This window comes from Amycolatopsis dendrobii (genome assembly GCF_014145675.1).
Lineage (GTDB): Bacteria > Actinomycetota > Actinomycetes > Mycobacteriales > Pseudonocardiaceae > Amycolatopsis > Amycolatopsis dendrobii.
Map to the genome: position 1 here is coordinate 125956 of NZ_JACGZW010000002.1, position 19143 is coordinate 145098.

A 19143-nucleotide genomic window follows, 5' to 3' on the forward strand; every position below is an offset into this window, starting at 1 on the left:
CGCAGCCGTCAACCCGCGTCCCGGCACCCGGCGAGCGCACCTTGATCAGCGAGGCCGAACTGGTCGACGCGCACGAGTCGGCTTTCCCGGCGTCCGGACCGGCCGGTACGGCTCCGGCACCGGCAACCGCAGGATCCGCCCGATCTTCCCCGGCCCCAGATGGTTCAAGTCCGCCACCGCCGCGGGTTCGTGCCGGGCACAACTGGCGAGCACGCCGAACAGGAACATGGTCACGATCAGCGACGTCCCGCCGTACGACACCAGCGGCAGCGTCACCCCGGTGACCGGGAGCGCGTTCACCACGTACCCGATGTTGACCGCCGCCTGCGCCACCAGCAACACGGTGATCGTCGCGGCGACGATGCGGATCCACGGGTCGAGGTTGCGCGTCGCGATCCGCAGGCCGACCAGCGCGAGCCCGCCGAACAGCAGCAGCACCACCGCGCAGCCGAGGAAGCCGAGTTCCTCGCCGATCAGCGCGAAAATGAAGTCGTTCTGCACGTTCGGCAGGTACTTCCACTTCGACGCGCCCTGGCCGAGCCCGACCCCGAACAACCCGCCCTCGGCGAGCGCGTACTGCGCCTGCACCGCTTGGTACCCGGCACCGGAGGTGTCCGCGTCGGGGGAGAGGAACGACAGCACGCGTGCGAGCCGGTAGTCCGCGACCAGCGCGAGCACCACGAATCCGGCCACTCCGCCGGCCAGCAGCGCGCCGAAGAGGCGTCCCGGCGCGCCGGAGAACCACAGCAGCGACAGCAGCACGATGCCGAGCGAGATCGTCCCGCTGAGGTTCGGCTGCGCCATGACCAGGGCGAACATCAGCAGCGCGACCGGCACGAGCGGCACCAGCAGGTGTCGCCAGTGGTGCAGCAGCCGGGCTTTCACCACGAGAATGTGCGCGCCCCACAGGGTCAACGCGACCTTCGCGACCTCGACCGGTTGCAGCGTCAGCGGTCCGAGCGCGAACCACCGCTGCGCGCCGTTCACCTTCGCGCCGAGCGGGGTGAGCACGAGCGCGAGCATCGCCAGTGTCACGAGCATCAGCATCGGCGAGAGGGACCTGATCCGCCGCAACGGAACCCGCAGCCCGGCCCACAGGGCGACCAGGCCGATGAGGACGAAAATGACGTGTTTCTGGAACGTGCTGTACACGCCGCCCGGCTGCGCCGAGGACGCCGACAGCACCATGATCACGCCGAGCAGCGTGAGCAGCCCGCACAGCGCGAGCACGAGGTGGAACGACGCCAGCGGCCGGGAGAGCCAGCCGACGATCGCGACCGGAACCCGGGTTCGTCTGTTCCGTGTCGTAGCCACTCGCGCACCGCCGTCCGCCGATTTTCGGCGCGGGGAATGAACGCGCCGGGCCGATTATGCCCTAACCGTCCTGATAGGACATTGAGGCGCGCGGGGTTTCCTCGCTGAAGTTATTTCACACAAGGGATTCCGCCGCCGCTCAACGCGGGCGGGGGAGCGGGAACGCTGCTGCTGTGCGTCATCGGGGTCACATACGCGGCCGGCGTCGGCACCGGAGCACCGCTCAGCAGTTGCGCGACCAGGGACTGAATTTGCCCGGTATTCACGAAGTTGACGTCTTCGCCGGACGGGCTCTTGCCGAAATGATCGACCGGAAGAGTCACGAAACTGACATTCCCGCCGGTCAGGCTGGATGCTTGCTTCGCGAGCGCGAGCAGGTCCAGCGAACTGTCGACCGCGGTGTTCTGCTTCGCGACGTCCATGATCCCTTGGAGTTTCGCCGGATTCGTGAAAGTCCCGCCCTGTTTGAGCTGATAGGCCAGCGAGGCGATGAACGCCTGTTGCCTGCGTTCACGGTCGAGGTCGGTGAAATTGAGCGAAGGATGCACGTTGTCGCGGCGCTGCCGGACGAATTCGACGGCCTGTTCGGCGCTGATCTCCTGCTGGCCCGCGCGGAAATTCGCGCCCGAGTAGCTGTCCTGGGTGTCCTCGTTGAGGCACACCGTGATCGGCTGGACGACCTGGGCGATCTCGAAGAACGCCACGAGGGTGACCTCGACGAAATGGTCGATCGGGACGTCGCCGAGGAATTTCCGCACGGTGTCGATTTCCGCCCGGCGGCCCGCGTCCCGGGCCTGCTGCTCGCGCTGGGACTTGTCGGTGACATTCTGCGAGACGAGCTGTTTGGCCTTTTCGTCGAACGCCAGCCCGTATTCCTGTTTGATCTTGCCCTTGCACACGTTGTCCGGACAGCCCGCCAGCGGAACGTAATCGTCGCGCGGAATCGAGATCGAGGTCGCCTTGCCGCCGTCGCCGGGGACGTGCAGCAGCATCAGCACATTGGCGTTGTAGCCGCCGTCCTGCTGGTCCCCGGCGTGCAGCGAGTTGTAGATGTCCTTCGGCAGCGGGTTGCCGTTCTCGTCGAGCCGTGAATCGAGGCCCATGATGAGGATGTTGGTGTCGCCGCCGCTGGAGGTCGACTGCCCGTCGAGCACGTCGGAAACCTGCAGCCCGGACACGACGCCGTGGTAGGCCGCCCAGCCGTACCCGGTCAGCGAGAGCGTCAGCGCGGCCGCGAGGGCCAGCGCGACCCGGCCGGTGATCCGCCTTCGCCGGGCCGCGGCGCGGGCGGCGACGCCACGTGCCGCCGCACTGCGGGATGCGGCGGCACGTCTGTCGTGAGGGTCGGTCATCAGGCCTTCCGGTGCCGGGGCGTCATGGTTAACCACTGTTCTGCACACACGCTGTGTACACGCTGAGAACGAAGCTCACGCAGAGTTAACCCAGAGCCGGTAGACCGGGCTTCACGACGACGAGTGTCATCGCCCGCGCCTCCCGCCTCTCCGGGCTCTGGAGGTACTCAACGCCATCCGCCGGATAACTGTCAATCACTTGTACAAGTGTTTTAGTCATCAGTGTGGCTCAGGTCACTGCCGAGGTAATGTCGAGAACGCCGTCCCGGCTCCGTCCCCGCAGCACCTGGCCGACAGCGAGGCCGCAGACCGAGAAGGAGACCGTCATGGAACCGCAGGAAGTCGCCGAGGTCCTGAACCGCCCGTACAGCCGTGAGCTGCTCGCCCGTGACATCGCCCGGCTGGCCTACGTCGCGAAGGACGGCACGCCGCGCAGCGTCCCGATCGCGTTCAGCTGGAATGGTGCTGAGATCGTCCTGTGCACCACCAAGAACGCTCCGAAACTGCCGTCGCTGCGGGCGAACCCGATGGTCGCGCTGACCATCGACACCGAATCGCATCCGCCGAAGATCCTCCTCGTCCGCGGCCGCGTCGAGCTGGACTACGTCGACGGAATCCCGGATGAGTACCTCGAAATGAACGGCTCCTACGAGATGACGGCCGAGCAGCGGGTCGAATGGGAGGCCGAAATCCGCTCGCTGTACGTCGACGGCATGGTCCGCGTCGTGGTCACGCCGACCTGGGCGAAGCTCATCGACTTCGAAACCACGCTGCCTTCGGCGGTCGCGGAACTGGTGCAGCGCCGGGCGGAGGCGGAAGCTGTCCCGGCGGACGGTCGCTGATCCACTAGACTGCCTCGTCTTACACGCGAAGGCGGGGGCGCATGATTCTGGTGACGGGTGCGAGCGGCAACGTGGGATCGGCGCTGGTCAAGCAGTTGCGCGCGGCCGAGGTGCCGTTCCGGGCCGCTTACCATTCCGCCGAGAAGGCCAAGAAAGCCGCCGCGGACGGAATTGACGCGGTCACCGTCGAAATGTCCGATCCGGCCACCGTGCAACCGGCGCTGGCCGGGGTGTCGAAGGTGTTCCTGCTGGGCGCGATGAGCCCCGGGCAGACCGGCAACGAGTCCAATGTGGTCGAAGCCGCCGTGTCCGCCGGGGTCTCGCACGTGGTGAAACAGTCGCTGTGGCGGGCGGACGAGGAACTCACGCCGATCGCCCGGCTGCACCGTCCGGTCGAGCGGATGCTGGAAACCTCGCCGCTGTCCTGGACATTTCTCCGGGCGAACTTCTATCTCCAGGCGTTCTCCGGAAACTGGGCCGGAACCATCCGCTCCGGGAATTTCTTCGCCAGCCCGCTGATCCGCGGCCCGATCGCCTTCGTGGACGCCGAAGACGTTGCCCGCGTGGCGTTTCGAGCGCTGACCGAGGACGGCCACGCAGGCAAGGCGTACGCGCTCAGCGGTCCCGAGGCGCTGACGTACGACGAGGCCGCGGCAGTGCTGTCCGAAGTGCTCGGCCGTCCGATCGCATACCGCGGAATGTCGAACGAGCAAGCACTTTCCGCGTTGGCCGAAGCCGGAATGTCCTCGTTTCACGCCAGGGCGCTGGTCGAGGTGTGCAATACGTACCTGGACGGCGGCGCGGAAACCGTGACCTCGACGGTCGAGGACGTCACCGGCCAGCGGCCGCGGAGCTTCCGCGAGTTCGCGACGGCGCACCGGCATTGTTTCGAGGAAACACAAGGCAACTGAGCGCGGACTGTCGCTCCCGCGCTAAGCCGCAGGCTTCCCGCTGTAGGCGGCAAGGACCTCGGACAACGAACCGTGCTGCCGGACCTGCCCCTCGTCCATCCACAGCGCGGTATCGCAAAACTCCGCGAGCAGTTCGTCGGAGTGATTCGCGAACACCAGAATCCCCGACCGCCGAACCAGGTCCTTGAGCCGATCGCGCGCCTTGGCGAGGAACGCGGCGTCGACCGCGCCGAGTCCCTCGTCGAGCAGCAGAATCTCCGGATCGATCGTGGTCACCACCCCGAGCGCGAGCCGCACCCGCATGCCGGCCGAGTAGGTGCGCAACGGCAGTTCGAGATAGTCGCCCAGTTCAGTGAACTCCGCGATCTCCTCGACCCGCTTGGCCATCTGCCGCCGGCTCATCCCCAGAAAGAGCCCCTGGATCAGGATGTTCTCGAGCCCGGACACCTCCGGGTCCAGTCCGACCCCGAGGTCGAACACCGGCGCGACCCGCCCCGTGACCTTCCGGCCGCCGCGGGTCGGCTCGTAGATCCCGGACAACAATCGCAACAACGTGGACTTCCCAGCCCCGTTATGCCCCACCAGCCCGACCCGATCACCCTCGCCAAGCCGGAACGACACGTCCCGCAGCGCCTCGATCACCGGCACCTTCGCTCCGCCGTCGATCTTGCCCCCGACCTTCCCGAGCACGCGCTTCTTCAATGACCGGGTCTTGGCGTCGAAGATCGGAAAGTCGACGTAGGCGTTGCGCACCTCGATGCTGACCATGGCTCCCCCTCCTGGATGCGAACCGAAATTATCATTCGCATATGCGCGACGCTACCAGTAACGTGCCGCGAGTGAGCGAAACGAGCGAGGGCTTCCGCCCGCCGCAACAAGCCCGCAGCCGCGCCGCGCTGCAGAAACTCCTGACCGCCGCCGAACAAGTCCTCGCCGAGCAGGGCTTGGAGTCCTTCACTGTCGCCGCGGTGGCCTCGCGAGCAGGCATGTCGGTCGGCACGATCTACCGTCGTTTCGACGGCAAGGAACAACTGCTGCGCGCCGTCAAGGACCGGCTGTTGACCGAGCTGGAAACCAGCGTCCGAGACGCTCTCCGCTCAGCGCCCCCGGACCTCCGCTCGATCATCACCGCCTTCGTAGCGGCCCTGGCGCAGACCTTCGAGGAACACGACCGGATCTTCCCGGAACTCCTGGACGCCCAACGCTCCGACGGCCGAGACCGCGGCCTGGCCGCTCTGTCCGCGATCCAAGACGCCCTGCTGGAAGCCCTGCCGCTCACCCCGCCGGAGGTCGAGAGCCTGAAAATGGCCGCCCGAACGATCATCGGCGCCTGCGTCCACCGCGCCGCGACCAGCAGATTCTGGCCGGACGACCGTCCATGGGAAACGTGGGCGGAGGAGGCGGCGGAGATGGCACTGGCGTACCTGACCTCACCGCCCGCGGGCCCCGCTAGGATGTAGCCTGCAACGCACGACGGCCCTCGTAGCTCAGGGGATAGAGCACGGCTCTCCTAAAGCCGGTGTCGCAGGTTCGAATCCTGCCGGGGGCACATCTTTGCTGGTCAATGAGGTGTCCGGGGCTCATTTTCGCCGAGCCCATGCTTAACTCTCGTCCTTGGGCGGTTCGATGTCCCGCCCGTTCGCCGAGCGCGGGACCGGCATCATCGCCGACCACGCCGCGCTCCATGTAGTCCTGCTGATGCCTTCGTGGTCCGCGACTTCCCTGGCCGTCAGGCCGGCGGTGTCTAGCACGGCGGCGACATAGCGTCGGAAGTCGTGCGGATGCAGACCCTTGAACGGCGTGCCACTGGCGTGGCCACTGTGTTCGGAGTTTCCTTTCATGTTCAAGGCGCGCGCCGCTTCGGGCCGGGCAAGGAAAAGCCGTACCGCGCAATCACATGACAGCTCTACGCTGCTCGAATGCACTCCGAGATGACCTGGCGAGCGGGCGAAGTGTCGCTCGCGATTCAAGCTGCTCCCAGTCGGGACGGCTTCCAGCAGGTCGTCATCAGCGCTACCCGTGAAGGTTTCAGCGCTGTCCGCGATTCCTGGCTTGACGCAGGTGACCTTGAGCGGTTCGCTGACGAAGTTGACCGCATGTGGCAGGACCTGGCCGGTACTGCCGAACTCAATGGCGATTACCGCGTTGACTTTTCGGTCAAGCTAGCCATGAGCAGCGGCGGGCATGTCGACATCGAGATCGAGATCAACCAGCCGTGGGCAAGTCTGCGGATCGAAGCGGAGACCGACCAGACCTACCTGCCCGCTCTCCGCGACGGTTTGCTCGAAATACGTTGACGGCCAAGCAAACTCAGCGGGCCAGCGCACCCTGGGCCCGCAAAACCCGCCAGCAAAGATAACCGCAGAATCCCGCTGCCGGGGCGCCGCTCAGCAAGGTGGCGATCGCCAGCGGAGTCACCAGCCCGCGCGTGTACAGCGGTACCAACACCGCGGTGACGACAACGAACTTCGCCAAGAAGATCCCCGTGCACAGCTGATAATGCCGCCGTTGCAAGGGGTCCCGACGCCAACCGAACCGTTCCCCTCGCATTGCTCCCAGCACTACTCCGACCAACGGCAACCGCACGAGGATCGACAGCAGGAACACAGCGCCTCCGGCCACCTGCATGAGCACCGCGGGCAGGTAGAAGTCGACTGCCTGCCCAGTGCGCCCGGCCAGCAAAGCGGACAATCCCGTGATCGCCAAGCCGATCACCGCCTGCCAGTACTTTCGGTCGGTGAACACGCGTATCACGGCGAACACCACCACTCCGCCGACCGCGATTAGTTCCGCGGTCAGGATTTCACCGGTCACCAGGTAGGCGATCAGGAACACCACCCGCGACGCGACCCCTTCGGCGACCGTTCGCCACCCGCCCACCGCAGCGAACAAGGACAACGACTTCTCGGTCAGAAGCGCGAGTCTCATCGGCGCGCCTTGGCCGGGACGGGCACGGACGTGCGCATCGTGTCTTCGTAGGAGCCGATCGCGTCGAGCAGGGGGAGTTGCCCGCGGTCCGCTTCGGCCAGTGCCAGGCAAAGGCGGTGCGCATCTCGCATGGCGAGGTTGCCGCCGAAGCCCGGAGCTAGACGGATGGCATCGCCGAGGACCGTCACCGGGCTGGCGGGCCAGGCGGGGATCGGCGGGATCGTCCCGGTGCGCAGTTCGGACGTCATCTCTGGCCACGCTTTGTCGACGATCCGTTGGAAGGCGCGAGGAAGATCCCCGGCCGGGCCGGGTAAAGCCCACATCAGGTAGTCCTCAAGGGCGACCGCGCTGTGGGGCAGCGCGGGCAGAAACCGTTGTCGCGCCACGGTTGGCGGCGAGGTGAAGCGCAGCGCTGCCACCACCATCGTGGTGTCGGGTATCCGTGCGACGGCGGGGTTGTCGCCGATCAGGTCGGGCAATTCCGGTGTCAGGCGCAGAGCGGTCGCGCCCATGAGCATGCGTCGTCCGGTGTCGATCACCTGTGCCTGCGGCAGGTATTGCCGACGGACTGCGGAACCGATCCCGTCCGCGCCGACCAGGACATCGGCAGTGTCGGTGCTGCCATCGGCGAACCAAGCCCGGACCAGGCCGTCCGGAAGTTGCTCGAATCGCGTGAACTCGGTCCCGAAGCGAACCTCCAATCCGGTCAGCAGGATCGCTCGCAGCAACGGACGATGCGCCTGCCGCCCAGGCCTCGCGACGGATGGCTCAACTCCGACGACGGCTAGGGATCCGTCCACTTCGGACAGCGAGAGAGTCTGTTCGCGTGGGCCGCCCATGGTGGCGTCGATCATCGCGACGTGCGCCGAGGGCAGGCAACCCTGCAGCGCCGCGGTGCCTCGGTCGTCGACGTGCAGGCTTACTCCTTGCGTCCGGCCCCGCGCGCCGTCTCGCTCGTATACGGCTACGTCGATCCCCGCCCGGCGCAGTCCCTGTGCGAGCGTCAAGCCGCCCAGACCTGCGCCGATCACGATCACTTTCATCACAACCCCGTTTCTTCATCGCTGATGAAGTTCAGGCTAGCGCGGCTCGCCGGTAAACTCCACCAATGATGAAGAAAACTCGGCTAGACTCGCCGGGGCGATGACAGAACAGAGTTCCCCCGCCCGGCCCGGACGCTGGCGAAGCGGGGCGGAGAGCAAGCAGCGGATCCTGGACGCGGCACGTGCGCTGTTCCGGGAGCACGGCTACGGCGGCACCACGGTGCGCGCGGTCGCGGGCGAGGCGGGGGTCGACCCCGGGATGGTGTTCTACTTTTTCGGCACCAAACAGGGCCTCTTCGCGGCGGCGATCGAGATGTCCGCCCAGGTCCCGCCCGCTCTCGAGGAAGTCTTCGCCGGCGGGCTCGACGGCCTCGGCGAGCGCATCGTCCGGACTCTCGTGAAGAACCTGGACGCCTCGGGCCGGACCCCACTGGCCATGCTCAGCCGAGCAGGCGATCCAGCCGACGCCCTTCTCCGCGAATACATCGACCGGGAGATCACCGGGCGGCTGGCGAACCTGCTGGACACCCCGGACGCCGCGTTCCGGGCGGGCATGGTCAACGTCCAGCTCCTGGGCATCGCCGTGGCGAGGTATGTCGTGCGGATCGAGCCGATGGCGTCAGCGTCAATCGACGAGCTGGTCAGCCGGTTCGGACCGCTCGTGCAGCGCTGCTTGACGGACGGCTGAGCGGCGGTGCTGGAAGCGCCGATACCTGTCGAGAAGCTCAGGCTGGTCGACGCTGCCGGAATCGACCACAGCATCCGGGTCATCGCCGAGCAGCAGTCGTTTCACCGGAACCTCCAGCTTCTTCCCGGTCCGAGTATGCGGAATCCCTGGCGCGGCAATGACCTCGTCCGGAACATGCCGTGCCGAAGCGCCTCGGCGGATGGCCGCGAGGATCCGTTGCCGCAGCGGCTCATCGAGCCGGGCCCCGTCGGTCAGCGTGACGAACAACGGCATCCAGTACCCGCCGTCGTCCAGTTCAACGCCGACGCCGGCGCGCGTGGAGGCGCTCAAAGGGGACTACGACGCCAGCAGCGGCGTCCTGCGCGAAGCCCTCGCGCACGGCACCATCGAATGGGAGTCCGACCTGCTCGCGGGCGCGCGCCTCAAGCGAAGACAGCCATCGGGACGTCGCGGCGGAGCATCGGCTGATGTGCGAGCGCGCGATCGAGCGAGACGTCGCGGGCACGGTCGATGCCCTGCGGGACCACATCGAGCTGACTACGAAGCTGCTGCTCGACGGGTATCAGAGCCGGGAACCGGACGGCGAATAGCGGCGGCCATGCCTCAAGTTTTGCCACCGCCTGGACTTGGCTCCAAGACTGGTTCGCTATCCGGCGATAACCTGACGGCATGGTTGAGGCCTACTGGCTGCCTCGTTCGACCAGGTACTGCTCCTTGAGCTCCGGATAGCTGAGGTCGGCCGGGAACTCGTCCTCGGACAGCAAGCCGATCGCCCAGGGAACCGGGCAGGGCGAACTGTGCTCGGGTTCGGGGCACAGCAGGAGCTTGACCTGCTCGATCAGCTCTCGCGCCTGGTCTTCGGTCGCGTAGATGCCCACCCTGATCTCAAAAGTCTTGCGTTCGTCCGTCATCGCGCGGCCTTCCCTCGTCCTGTCCAGCAATAGCGAGCGGGATGGCTTGGTGGCAAACGGTTTTCTCGACTCCGGCCCGGGCGCGGGCGATAAACGCCGCTCCGTCAATATCCGTGTCGGCGGCAGCCGGACGTTCCAGCTCGCCGCGGTCGAGGGCGAGCCGGATCGCGCGGTGGTGAAGGATCACCGCACGCGCATCGACCGGCTGTTCACGGCACTGCGCGACGGCGTCGTGGCGCGCTGGCGAGCAGGACGAGCGCTGCGGCCGCAGTGCAGATCGCGAGTGCGGTGCCGGGTGTCGTGGTTTCTGTCGTCGCGCCGAGGAAACCCGAGCCAGCGGCGGCACCGAGGTTGACTGCGGTGTTGATCCAGCTGCTCGCTTCGGTCCGCACGGTGGGATCGGTGCGAGCGTCAGCCGCGAGGTACCCGACGATGAGCAGCGGCGCGATGAAGCCGCCCGCGATGCCGATGCCGACGACGAGCACTGGCGTGGACCCGATGAGCCCAGCCGTCGCGCTGACGCCGATCAGCGCTGCTCCGAGAACGAGCAGCTGTCGCTCGACCGGCATTCGCGGAGTGAGGCGGCCGTACAGCAAACCGCCGAGCGCGCTGGCCCCCGCGAACAGGGCCAAGACGACGCCCGGGAGAACCGCGGAACCCTCGGCTGTCCCCATGGCTGGTGCCACGATCTCGACCGCGCCGAGGATGATTCCCGGTGCCATGATGGCGACCACCACCGGGAGAAATCCGGGCGACCGCAAAGGTTTCGGCGCTTCCGCGGTTCGCTTGGCGCGGTGTCCGCGCTGTTGCCGGGACAGCGGACTGAGCACGAAAAGGCCACTGCCCGTGGCGACGAAGCCGGCCGAGACGTAAAGCGCCAGCGTCGGGTCCGCGAGCGCGGTGAGGACCGCGGAGGTCAAGGGCCCAACAGCGAAAATCAGCTCTTCGGCGACCGCGTCCAGGCTCAACCCGCGAGTGCGCAGCGGTCCGCTGACAAGCGCCGCCGACCACACGACGCGCATAGTCGATCCGAACGGCGGAAGCGACAACCCCGCGACTGCGCCAAGGCCCAGCAAGAACGGCAACGGCGCGCCCGGATTCGCGGCGAACACCACGAGGGCCATCGTGTGGACCGCGCCCAGTGCGGACAGGACCGCTGTCTGGCCGAAACGGTCTACGGCGCGCGCTCGCCAGGGCGTCGCAACGACGTTGGCGATTCCCAGCACGGCCGTGACGGCTCCGGCGGCGGCGAACGATCCGCTGCCGGATTCGAGGAGGAACACGAGCGCGAGTCCGGACATCGCCAGCGACGACCGGCCAAGGATGCTCGGCAGGAAGGAGCGCACCACCTGGGGCTGGCGCAGCGCGCTCCAGTAGGAAAGGTGTTCAGTTGACACGTCGTTCTCCAGTGCACAGCGCGACTCGATGCGCGCGGCTGACGGGGTCCCGCGCCGAAAACGGCGCGCTGAGACCCGCCCGGGCCGGTGCTGGATCTGCGAGGGGCGGGTCGCAGGACCGTCAGCTGAAGAGGACGATGAACTGGAACATCGCCGCGACCGTATCAGTGGCGGAGCGCCTGGCGGTCACCTTTTTCGTGCGGACTCCCGGCCGGTTCGGCGGCTTCCCGAACCAGCCGAGGGTGTGCGGCCGATGAACATCCGCTTCTTCTGGATCGGTTACGCAACTCGGCGGTGCCCACCCGAAGAAGTCACTCAAGTGGGTGACCAGCAACAGGGTCGACTGCTGTTCTCGGCCGCTCCGGTGGACCAGTCGAGTCACCTGGTCGTGTCTGGTTTCGAAACCGTGAACAACAGTAGGTAATCTTCCGTAACGGGTGCGGGGAGCCGCCTCCAACCCACGGTCTGCCGGAGGGCTTCGTTGATCAAGCTCATGTTCGCCGACGACGAGGAACTAGTTCGGTCGGGGCTGCGCGCCATGATGTCCGGGGCGTCGGACATCGAGATCGTGGGCGAGGCAAGCGACGGCAGATCGGCGGTCGAGGTCGCCCGTCGCTATCACCCCGACGTCGCGCTGCTCGACATCAAGATGCGCGCCCCTGACGACGGCATTCGCGCGCTTCGGGCCATTCTCGCGCTGCCCGATCCGCCGACCGTCGCCATGCTCACCACCTTCGACATCGACGAGTACGTCAGCCTCGCGCTGCGGCTCGGCGCCAACGGCTTCCTGCTGAAGGACATCGACCCGGCGGCGCTGCTGCGGGCCGTGCGCGACCTGGCCAAGGGCGGTGCCGTCCTCGACCCGGGCGTGGCGGTGCGCATGGTGCAGAGCCACCGCGACGAGCAGCGGGCCGCGCAGCCGGCGCGCAAGCTGCTGGCCTCGCTGTCCGAACGCGAACGCGAGGTCGTCGCGCTGATCGGGCAGGGCCTGTCGAACGCCGAGATCGGCGGCCGGCTGCACCTGTCCGAGGCGACGGTGAAGGGCTACGTCTCGGCGGTGCTGTCGAAGATCGGCGCGGCCAACCGGGTGCAGGCCGCGCTGTTGGCCTACCGCGGCGGGCTTCTCGACCAGTAGAACCAGCACATGCTGCTGACCGCGCTCGAGTTCCTCGGGCTGGTGGCGTTCGCGGCGTCCGGGGCGCTGGCCGCGGTCCGGGCGCGGCTGGACGTGTTCGGGGTCGTCGTGGTCGGCCTGACCACGGCGCTCGGCGGCGGCATCATCCGCGACGTGCTCCTCGGCATCCATCCGCCGACGTCCCTGCGCAACTGGCCGTACCTGGCCGTCTGCGCGGTGACGGCGCTGGTCGTGTTCGCCTTCCACCCGCAGGTCGCCCGGCTGCGGCACGCGGTGCTGCTCGCGGACGCGGTGGGGCTCGGAGTGTTCGCCACAGCAGGCACGACGCTGGCGCTCAACGCGGGCGCGACCGGATACGCCGCCTGCCTGATCGGCATGACCAGCGGCATCGGCGGCGGTGCGGTCCGCGACCTGCTGCTGCGGGAGATCCCGCTCGTGCTGCGCAAGGAGATCTACGCGATGGCCGCGCTGACCGGCGCGGTATGCGTCTGGGCGGGCCACGCGCTGAACCTTCCGGCCGGTGCGGTCACGACCGGGTCGGCGGTGGTCGTGGTCGCGATCCGCGTGCTCACGCTCTGGCGACACTGGAACGCTCCGGTCGCCCGGCCGCCGGAAGAGCGCTCGTTGTGATTTTCGCTTCCGCGATCCCCGGCGCGGCCAGTGCGAATGGGCCTGCTGTCCGGGGTCGTCCGGAAATGCTCTTTGTGTGTTCTGCGTGTGTTCTTAGGCGGGTCTCAGCACTCTGCGTAAGACTGACGGCATGCGCATCCTCGTAGTGGACGACGACCGTGCCGTCCGTGAATCGCTCAGGCGGTCTTTGGAGTTCAACGGCTACACCGTGGAGCTCGCGAGCGATGGTGCGCAGGCGTTGGAGACGATCCTCGCCAACCGTCCGGACGCGATGGTTCTCGACGTGATGATGCCGCGCCTCGACGGGCTCGAAGTGGCCCGCAGGCTCCGCAGCACCGGCGATGACCTGCCCATTCTCGTGCTGACCGCCCGCGACACCGTCTCCGACCGGGTCTCCGGCCTCGACGCAGGCGCCGACGACTACCTGCCCAAGCCGTTCGCCCTGGAGGAGCTGCTCGCCCGGTTGCGCGCCCTGCTGCGCCGCGCCGCGCCGGACGCTCAGCAGGGCGAGACGTCGGAGGTGCTGTCGTTCGCCGACCTCACGCTGGACCCCGGCACTCGCGAGGTCCGCCGCGGCGGTCGCGAGATCAGTCTCACCCGCACCGAGTTCGCGCTGCTCGAGCTTTTCCTCTCGTACCCCAAGCACGTGCTGACCCGCGGAAGGATCCTGGAGGAAGTATGGGGTTACGACTTCCCGACGTCGGGCAACGCGCTGGAGGTCTACGTCGGCTATTTGCGCCGCAAGACGGAAGCGGACAACGAACCGAGGCTGATCCACACGGTGCGTGGAGTGGGGTACGTCCTGCGCGAGACCCCGCCGTGACCGACCACCCGGCGGGCGCGTATGCCGCGCCGGAGGCGGAGGTCCCGGATCCGCGGGGCACCCGGTGGAGCACTCGCCGGTTCTCGCTGCGCGGGCGCGTCACGCTGCTGGCCGCGGCGTGCGTGGCGGGTGCGGTGGCGCTCGTTTCGCTGTGCGCGTACCTGGTGGTGCGCAACAACCTGCTGACCCAGCTCGACGACAACCTGCTGGCCCGTGCGCAGGCCGCGGCGAACTCGCCGCAGGTGCCGACCGACCAGTTGCGCGAGGTCCCGGGAGCCTTGCTCGCCAGCGCTGACCTGCAGATCGGCCAGCTCAACGGCCTCACCGGCGACCTGATCTATCCGCAGCCGGGCACGCGGCCGCCGGTGGGTCCGGCCGAGATGCGCGTCGCGACCGGAGTGCTTCCGCAGTCGTTGCGCACCGACGCGACCACTGGCATGCGAGTGGTCGCGGTGCCGCTCGGACACGGCCAGGCGATCGTGCTGGCGCAGTCGATGGCTCCGACGATGCGCGCGCTGAACCAGCTGTCCGTGGTGCTGTTCCTGGTCGGCGGTGCCGGGATCGTGGTGGCCGCGGGCGCGGGCACGGCGGTCGCGCGAGCCGGGCTGCGCCCCGTCGACCGGCTGACCTCGGCTGCCGAACGGGTGGCCGCGACCGGCGACCTGCGTCCGATCCCGGTGAGCGGCGACGACGAACTCGCCCGGCTCACGCACAGCTTCAACATCATGCTCGGCACGGTCGCGGACTCGCAGGAACGGCAGCGGCAGCTGGTCGCCGATGCCGGGCACGAGCTGCGCACCCCGCTGACTTCCATGCGCACCAACCTGGAACTGCTGCTGTCGGCCAGCCGCCCGGGCGCGCCGTCGTTGCCGGACGAGGACCGCGCCGACATCGAGGCCGACATTCGCGGGCAACTCGACGAACTGACCCAGCTCATCGGCGACCTCGTGGAACTGGCGCGCCAGGACGAACCGCGCGAGCAGGCCGAGCGCGTCGACCTGATGGACGTGGTCGAGCGCGCGCTCGACCGGGCGCGCAGGCGGGCGGGCGAGATCGAGTTCGAGGTCGCGCTGCAGCCGTGGGTGCTCACCGGGGACAACAGCTCGCTCGAACGGGCGGTGCTGAACCTGCTGGACAACGCGGTGAAGTTCTCGCCGCAGGGTTCGCGGGTGCGGGTCACGCTGCGTCCGCTCGGCGACGGCACCGCGGTGGTCGAGGTCGCGGACTCCGGACCCGGCATCGCCGAGGAAGACCTGCCCAAGGTGTTCGACCGTTTCTACCGCTCGTCGGAGGCACGCACCCTGCCCGGATCCGGCCTCGGGCTGGCGATCGTGAAGCACGCCGCGGAACGGCACGGCGGCACGGTTTACGCCAACCGGGCACCGGAAGGCGGGGCTCTGCTCACCATCCGGCTACCAGGGGCGCCCGTCGCCTGAGCTGCCCGCCACGCTTGGCTGTCGCCCGGCAGGGGGACGCTTGATCTGCACGTCGCGCACACCTGATGTTGAATCGTGTAGGATTTTGTGCAGTTGATGGGTGTGCTTGGGGAGTGGCGGTGCTCGCGCGGCAGCGACAGGCGGTGATCCTCGAGGAAGCACGCCGGACCGGTGCGGTCCGGGTCAGTGACCTCGTCGCGAGGCTCGGCGTCTCCGACATGACGGTCCGCCGCGACCTCGACGTGCTCGCGGGCCGCGGCCTGGTCGAGAAGGTCTACGGCGGCGCGACCTCGCTGGTCGGCAAGAGCACCGACGAACCGGGTTTTGAGGCGAAATCGGTGCGTCAGCGCGCACAGAAGGAAGCCATCGCCGAACTGGCGGCCACCCTCGTCAAACCGGGCACCGCGATCGGCCTGTCCGCGGGCACCACCACCTGGACGCTCGCGCACGCGCTCGACGGCATCGAGGGCCTCACCATCGTCACCAACTCGATCCAGGTCGCGGACGTGCTGCGCAACGCGGGACAGCCGGACCGCACGGTGGTCCTCACCGGCGGGGTGCGCACCCCGTCGGACGCGCTGGTCGGCCCGGTCGCCGTGCAGAGCCTGCGCACGCTGCACCTCGACCTGGTGTTCCTCGGCGTGCACGGAATGGCGGTGGGGCCCGGGTTCACCACCCCGAACCTCACCGAAAGCGAAACCGACCGCGCGCTGGTGGAGGCCGGGCGGCGGCTGGTGGTGCTCGCCGACCACACGAAGTGGGGCACCGTCGGCATTTCCACGATCGCGGACCTGGAAGAAGCGCAGGTCGTGGTGACCGACGATGGACTGGACGACCGTGCGCGGGAAGACCTCGCGGAGCGGGTCGGAGAACTCATGATCGCCGAAACGGCGGAGAACCTCGAGGCAGAAGAAGCGTGAAACGCACTGTGGCGCACCTGGCCGACGGCCGGGAAATCATCTATTTCGACCACACCGACGCCCACGAGCGGCTCGCCGCGGACACCCGGGACCTGCCGCCGGTCGCGGCTGCCTCCGAGATCCGCCGCGACCCGCTCACCGGCGAGTGGGTCGCGATGGCGGCGCACCGACAGACGCGCACGTACAAGCCGCCGGCCGACCTCTGCCCGCTCTGCCCGACCCGGCCGGGCAAGCCGAGCGAAATCCCCGAAGCCGACTACGACGTGGTCGTGTTCGAGAACCGGTTCCCGTCGTTCTCGCAGCAGGCGACCGGCAATCCGTCCACTGTGGACGGGTTGGGTCTGGTGCCGACCGCGCCGGGCCTCGGCCGCTGCGAGGTCGTGTGCTTCACCAGCGACCACGACGGCGCGTTCTCCCGGCTGACTCCGGAACAGGTGCGCCTCGTGGTGGACACCTGGGCCGACCGCACCGCCGCGCTCGCGCAGACGCCTGGCGTGGAACAGGTCTTCCCGTTCGAGAACCGCGGCGAGGAAATCGGCGTCACGCTCTCGCATCCGCACGGCCAGATCTACGGCTACCCGTTCGTCACGCCGAAGACCGAGCGAATGCTGGCGGTCGCGCGCGAACACGGCGGATCGGTGCTCGGCGACGTGCTGGCGGCGGAACAGAAATCGGGCGAGCGCGTGATCGCGACCGGCGAGCACTGGACGGCTTTCGTGCCGCCTGCCGCGCGGTGGCCGGTGCACATTCAGCTCGTCCCGCACCGCCAGGTGCCGGACCTCCCGTCGCTCACCGACGCCGAGCGCGACGACTTTTCCCGCGTGTACCTGGACGTGCTGCGCCGGTGTGACGCGCTGTACGGCAGGCCGCTGCCCTACATCGCGGGCTGGCACCAGGCTCCGGTGCGGCGGGACCGGGAGCTGTCGTGGCTGCATCTGGAGCTGTTCTCCGTGCTGCGGGCCAAGGACAAGCTGAAGTACCTGGCCGGATCCGAGTCGGGCATGGCGGTCTGGATCAACGACGCCACCCCGGAGCAGATCGCGGAACGGCTTCGTTCGGCAGGCTGACCGGAACTCGCGGCATACTCATCTACGAAACACAGGTTCGACTCAGGAACCTCTCAGGCCCAGCCGCTTAGGTGAGGACATGACCGAGAACGACCCCCACGTGCCCGACTCCGCGGCGGGTCGCCAGGACCCGGGCGCCCAGCCGGGCGCCGAAGGCCAGGCGGCCTGGCAGCAGACCCCGGCTCAGCCGGATCAACCCTCTTCCGCGGCAGATGCGGGACAGTCAGCTTCCGGCGCGACTGGTTCGACTGCCGCGTACGGTTCGGTCGCTGAGGGCTCGGCAGGGACGTCCGGCTCCGGCACGGCGACCGGTGACGCTTCCGGCGCGTACGGAGCGCCCGCGGGGCAGTACGGTGCCGCCCCGGCGTACGGGGCCGCTGCTCCGACTGGAGGCACGCCGAATCCGTGGTCGGCCCAAGGCGCGGCCGCGCCGCACGCTGGCGCGCCCCAGAGCGGCGCGATCCCCGGCGCTCAGCAGCAGCCCGCGGCGGGTCAGCCGTACGGCAGCCAATACCCCGGCGGGACGCACACTCCGCCCGCTGGCGCCCCGGCCAATCCTTACGGCGCACCGGGAACCTCGGTGTACGGCGTGCCCGCGCAGCGCGAGAAGAAGGGTTCAGCGGGCAAGCTCCTCGCGAGCGTCGCCGCGATCTCGCTCGTGATCGGCGGCGTGGCGGGCGGGACCGTCGGGTACCTGACCGGTGGATCCGGTTCGTCGGTGAGCGCGCTCGACGCGCCGAAACCCGCGCAGCAGACCGGCAACGTGCCCGCGGGCTCGGTCGAATCGGTGGCGCAGAAGCTGTCGCCGAGCGTGGTCGAGCTGCAGGTGTCCGGCCGGACCGCGGCGGGCGAGGGTTCCGGCTTCGTGCTCAGCAGCGACGGCTACATCCTTACCAACAACCACGTCGTGCAGGTCGCCGCGAACGGCGGCCAGATCCAGGCCGTGTTCCAGGACGGCAAGAAGGCCGCGGCGAAGGTCGTCGGCCGGGACCCGACCACGGACATCGCCGTGGTCAAGGTGTCCGGGGTCAGCAACCTCACGCCGGTCGAACTGGGCCGCTCCGACGACCTGCGGGTCGGGCAGCAGGTGGTGGCCATCGGCTCGCCGTACGAGCTGACCGGCACGGTCACCTCGGGCATCGTCAGCTCGCTGCACCGCCCGGTGCAGGCGGGCGGCGACGAAACCGACCAGACCACGGTGATGGACGCGATCCAGACCGACGCCGCGATCAACCCCGGCAACTCGGGCGGTCCGCTGTCGAACATGAGCGGCCAGGTCATCGGCATCAACTCGGCCATCTACAGCCCGAATTCGGGACGCGGCCAGGGCAGCGGCGGCGAGGGCGGCAACGTCGGCATCGGCTTCGCCATCCCGATCGACCAGGCGCGCCGCACCGCGCAGGACATCATCAAGACCGGGCACGCGACCCAGACGTTCATCGGCGCGAAGGTCACCGACGCGCCCCAGGGCGGCGCCCAGCTCGGCGACATCACGCCGGGCAGCCCGGCGGAGAAGGCTGGCCTGAAGTCCGGCGACGTGGTGACCAAGATCGACGACCGCGTCATCGACAGCGCCAACACGCTCGTCGCCGCGATCCGCACGCGCGCCCCGAACGACCAGACCACCTTCACTCTCGCGGATGGGCGGACGGTGCAGGTCACCCTGGGCGGACAGGCGGTACCGGCCAACTAGTTCGCTCGGCCGCCGAGGCGCGGCCGAGACCAGCCACGGCTCGACCCCCTATC

At 68.5% G+C, this 19143-nt stretch carries 22 protein-coding genes and 1 tRNA gene; 14 read left to right on the forward strand and 9 right to left on the reverse strand.

Annotation, left to right across the window (positions count from 1 at the left end; genetic code table 11):
• Nucleotides 1–45: 45 nt before the first annotated feature.
• Together ftsW and H4281_RS04670 are read right to left on the reverse strand one after the other, a co-directional pair.
• The gene (gene ftsW / locus H4281_RS04665; RefSeq protein ID WP_182889641.1) at nucleotides 46–1314 is read right to left on the reverse strand and encodes a putative lipid II flippase FtsW; all 1269 of its coding nucleotides are present in this window, start codon (nucleotides 1312–1314) and stop codon (nucleotides 46–48) included.
• A gap of 110 nt (nucleotides 1315–1424) precedes the next feature.
• The gene (locus tag H4281_RS04670) at nucleotides 1425–2666 is read right to left on the reverse strand and encodes an LCP family protein (RefSeq protein WP_182889642.1); all 1242 of its coding nucleotides are present in this window, start codon (nucleotides 2664–2666) and stop codon (nucleotides 1425–1427) included.
• A 326-nt stretch (nucleotides 2667–2992) separates the two neighbouring features.
• On the opposite strand from H4281_RS04670, the gene H4281_RS04675 reads away from it, so the two are divergent.
• Together H4281_RS04675 and H4281_RS04680 are read left to right on the forward strand one after the other, a co-directional pair.
• Nucleotides 2993–3508, forward strand: coding sequence for a pyridoxamine 5'-phosphate oxidase family protein (locus H4281_RS04675; protein ID WP_182889643.1), 516 nt, complete (start codon nucleotides 2993–2995; stop codon nucleotides 3506–3508).
• 41 nt (nucleotides 3509–3549) lie between these two features.
• Nucleotides 3550–4419, forward strand: coding sequence for an SDR family oxidoreductase (locus H4281_RS04680; RefSeq protein ID WP_182889644.1), 870 nt, complete (start codon nucleotides 3550–3552; stop codon nucleotides 4417–4419).
• 21 nt (nucleotides 4420–4440) lie between these two features.
• On the opposite strand, the gene wzt is transcribed toward H4281_RS04680, so the two are convergent.
• Complete coding sequence (gene wzt, locus H4281_RS04685) at nucleotides 4441–5187, reverse strand: galactan export ABC transporter ATP-binding subunit Wzt/RfbE (RefSeq protein WP_182889645.1); 747 nt, start codon at nucleotides 5185–5187, stop codon at nucleotides 4441–4443.
• Nucleotides 5188–5258: 71 nt separating this feature from the next.
• Between wzt and H4281_RS04690 the strand changes: the two genes are divergently transcribed.
• Nucleotides 5259–5879, forward strand: a complete 621-nt coding sequence (locus H4281_RS04690; protein ID WP_312872051.1) for a TetR/AcrR family transcriptional regulator — start codon at nucleotides 5259–5261, stop codon at nucleotides 5877–5879.
• 16 nt (nucleotides 5880–5895) lie between these two features.
• Nucleotides 5896–5968, forward strand: a tRNA-Arg gene (locus H4281_RS04695).
• A gap of 52 nt (nucleotides 5969–6020) precedes the next feature.
• Here H4281_RS04695 and H4281_RS04700 read toward each other — a convergent pair.
• Nucleotides 6021–6344: a hypothetical protein gene (locus H4281_RS04700; RefSeq protein ID WP_182889647.1), complete on the reverse strand. Its 324-nt coding sequence runs from the start codon at nucleotides 6342–6344 to the stop codon at nucleotides 6021–6023.
• On the opposite strand from H4281_RS04700, the gene H4281_RS04705 reads away from it, so the two are divergent.
• Nucleotides 6339–6716 carry a WapI family immunity protein gene (locus H4281_RS04705; RefSeq protein ID WP_182889648.1) on the forward strand — a complete coding sequence of 126 codons (378 nt, stop codon included), beginning with the start codon at nucleotides 6339–6341 and terminating at the stop codon, nucleotides 6714–6716. The genes H4281_RS04700 and H4281_RS04705 overlap by 6 nt on opposite strands.
• A gap of 13 nt (nucleotides 6717–6729) precedes the next feature.
• On the opposite strand, the gene H4281_RS04710 is transcribed toward H4281_RS04705, so the two are convergent.
• Nucleotides 6730–7347: a DUF3159 domain-containing protein gene (locus tag H4281_RS04710; protein ID WP_182889649.1), complete on the reverse strand. Its 618-nt coding sequence runs from the start codon at nucleotides 7345–7347 to the stop codon at nucleotides 6730–6732.
• The gene (locus H4281_RS04715; protein WP_182889650.1) at nucleotides 7344–8390 is read right to left on the reverse strand and encodes an FAD-dependent oxidoreductase; all 1047 of its coding nucleotides are present in this window, start codon (nucleotides 8388–8390) and stop codon (nucleotides 7344–7346) included. Before H4281_RS04715 ends, H4281_RS04710 begins: the two co-directional genes overlap by 4 nt.
• Before the next feature lie 100 nt (nucleotides 8391–8490).
• Between H4281_RS04715 and H4281_RS04720 the strand changes: the two genes are divergently transcribed.
• Nucleotides 8491–9078 carry a TetR/AcrR family transcriptional regulator gene (locus H4281_RS04720; RefSeq protein WP_182889651.1) on the forward strand — a complete coding sequence of 196 codons (588 nt, stop codon included), beginning with the start codon at nucleotides 8491–8493 and terminating at the stop codon, nucleotides 9076–9078.
• On the opposite strand, the gene H4281_RS04725 is transcribed toward H4281_RS04720, so the two are convergent.
• Complete coding sequence (locus tag H4281_RS04725; RefSeq protein WP_182889652.1) at nucleotides 9016–9408, reverse strand: AMP-binding enzyme; 393 nt, start codon at nucleotides 9406–9408, stop codon at nucleotides 9016–9018. The genes H4281_RS04720 and H4281_RS04725 overlap by 63 nt on opposite strands.
• A 137-nt stretch (nucleotides 9409–9545) precedes the next feature.
• On the opposite strand from H4281_RS04725, the gene H4281_RS46120 reads away from it, so the two are divergent.
• Nucleotides 9546–9668 (forward strand): hypothetical protein, encoded by a 123-nt coding sequence (locus H4281_RS46120; RefSeq protein ID WP_255751042.1) that lies wholly within the window; start codon nucleotides 9546–9548, stop codon nucleotides 9666–9668.
• A gap of 90 nt (nucleotides 9669–9758) precedes the next feature.
• Here H4281_RS46120 and H4281_RS04730 read toward each other — a convergent pair whose 3' ends face one another.
• Together H4281_RS04730 and H4281_RS04735 are read right to left on the reverse strand one after the other, a co-directional pair.
• Nucleotides 9759–9989, reverse strand: coding sequence for a hypothetical protein (locus tag H4281_RS04730; RefSeq protein WP_182889653.1), 231 nt, complete (start codon nucleotides 9987–9989; stop codon nucleotides 9759–9761).
• A 209-nt stretch (nucleotides 9990–10198) separates the two neighbouring features.
• Entirely contained in the window at nucleotides 10199–11386 is a 1188-nt protein-coding gene (locus tag H4281_RS04735) for an MFS transporter (protein ID WP_220506747.1), read from the reverse strand.
• 481 nt (nucleotides 11387–11867) lie between these two features.
• Between H4281_RS04735 and H4281_RS04740 the strand changes: the two genes are divergently transcribed.
• The 7 genes from H4281_RS04740 to H4281_RS04770 all read left to right on the forward strand — a co-directional run bounded on the left by H4281_RS04740 (nucleotide 11868) and on the right by H4281_RS04770 (nucleotide 19090).
• Nucleotides 11868–12521, forward strand: coding sequence for a response regulator (locus H4281_RS04740; protein ID WP_009083595.1), 654 nt, complete (start codon nucleotides 11868–11870; stop codon nucleotides 12519–12521).
• Between the two features lie 9 nt (nucleotides 12522–12530).
• Nucleotides 12531–13151 carry a trimeric intracellular cation channel family protein gene (locus H4281_RS04745; RefSeq protein WP_182889654.1) on the forward strand — a complete coding sequence of 207 codons (621 nt, stop codon included), beginning with the start codon at nucleotides 12531–12533 and terminating at the stop codon, nucleotides 13149–13151.
• A 130-nt stretch (nucleotides 13152–13281) separates the two neighbouring features.
• Nucleotides 13282–13974: a response regulator transcription factor gene (locus tag H4281_RS04750; RefSeq protein WP_037811118.1), complete on the forward strand. Its 693-nt coding sequence runs from the start codon at nucleotides 13282–13284 to the stop codon at nucleotides 13972–13974.
• On the forward strand, nucleotides 13971–15410 hold the full coding sequence (locus tag H4281_RS04755; protein WP_182889655.1) for a sensor histidine kinase: 1440 nt from the start codon (nucleotides 13971–13973) through the stop codon (nucleotides 15408–15410). Before H4281_RS04750 ends, H4281_RS04755 begins: the two co-directional genes overlap by 4 nt.
• A gap of 119 nt (nucleotides 15411–15529) precedes the next feature.
• A complete protein-coding gene (locus H4281_RS04760) occupies nucleotides 15530–16330 on the forward strand; it encodes a DeoR/GlpR family DNA-binding transcription regulator (protein WP_093575557.1) in 801 nt (266 codons plus the stop codon).
• Nucleotides 16327–17397, forward strand: coding sequence for a galactose-1-phosphate uridylyltransferase (gene galT / locus H4281_RS04765; protein ID WP_182889656.1), 1071 nt, complete (start codon nucleotides 16327–16329; stop codon nucleotides 17395–17397). The genes H4281_RS04760 and galT overlap by 4 nt, the downstream gene beginning before the upstream one ends.
• Before the next feature lie 79 nt (nucleotides 17398–17476).
• Nucleotides 17477–19090, forward strand: coding sequence for a trypsin-like peptidase domain-containing protein (locus tag H4281_RS04770; RefSeq protein WP_182889657.1), 1614 nt, complete (start codon nucleotides 17477–17479; stop codon nucleotides 19088–19090).
• The last annotated feature ends 53 nt before the right edge of the window (nucleotides 19091–19143 follow it).

Excerpts from the sequence above, each read along its gene's own strand:
- H4281_RS04730 (WP_182889653.1), bottom strand. The coding sequence starts at position 9,989 with ATGACGGACGAACGCAAGACTTTTGAGATCAGGGTGGGCATCTACGCG.
- wzt (WP_182889645.1), bottom strand. The coding sequence starts at position 5,187 with ATGGTCAGCATCGAGGTGCGCAACGCCTACGTCGACTTTCCGATCTTC.
- H4281_RS04750 (WP_037811118.1), top strand. The coding sequence starts at position 13,282 with ATGCGCATCCTCGTAGTGGACGACGACCGTGCCGTCCGTGAATCGCTC.
- H4281_RS04715 (WP_182889650.1), bottom strand. The coding sequence starts at position 8,390 with ATGAAAGTGATCGTGATCGGCGCAGGTCTGGGCGGCTTGACGCTCGCA.
- H4281_RS04680 (WP_182889644.1), top strand. The coding sequence starts at position 3,550 with ATGATTCTGGTGACGGGTGCGAGCGGCAACGTGGGATCGGCGCTGGTC.
- H4281_RS04705 (WP_182889648.1), top strand. The coding sequence starts at position 6,339 with ATGCACTCCGAGATGACCTGGCGAGCGGGCGAAGTGTCGCTCGCGATT.
- H4281_RS04675 (WP_182889643.1), top strand. The coding sequence starts at position 2,993 with ATGGAACCGCAGGAAGTCGCCGAGGTCCTGAACCGCCCGTACAGCCGT.
- H4281_RS04720 (WP_182889651.1), top strand. The coding sequence starts at position 8,491 with ATGACAGAACAGAGTTCCCCCGCCCGGCCCGGACGCTGGCGAAGCGGG.
- H4281_RS04770 (WP_182889657.1), top strand. The coding sequence starts at position 17,477 with ATGACCGAGAACGACCCCCACGTGCCCGACTCCGCGGCGGGTCGCCAG.
- H4281_RS04745 (WP_182889654.1), top strand. The coding sequence starts at position 12,531 with ATGCTGCTGACCGCGCTCGAGTTCCTCGGGCTGGTGGCGTTCGCGGCG.
- H4281_RS04710 (WP_182889649.1), bottom strand. The coding sequence starts at position 7,347 with ATGAGACTCGCGCTTCTGACCGAGAAGTCGTTGTCCTTGTTCGCTGCG.
- H4281_RS04670 (WP_182889642.1), bottom strand. The coding sequence starts at position 2,666 with ATGACCGACCCTCACGACAGACGTGCCGCCGCATCCCGCAGTGCGGCG.
- H4281_RS46120 (WP_255751042.1), top strand. The coding sequence starts at position 9,546 with ATGTGCGAGCGCGCGATCGAGCGAGACGTCGCGGGCACGGTCGATGCC.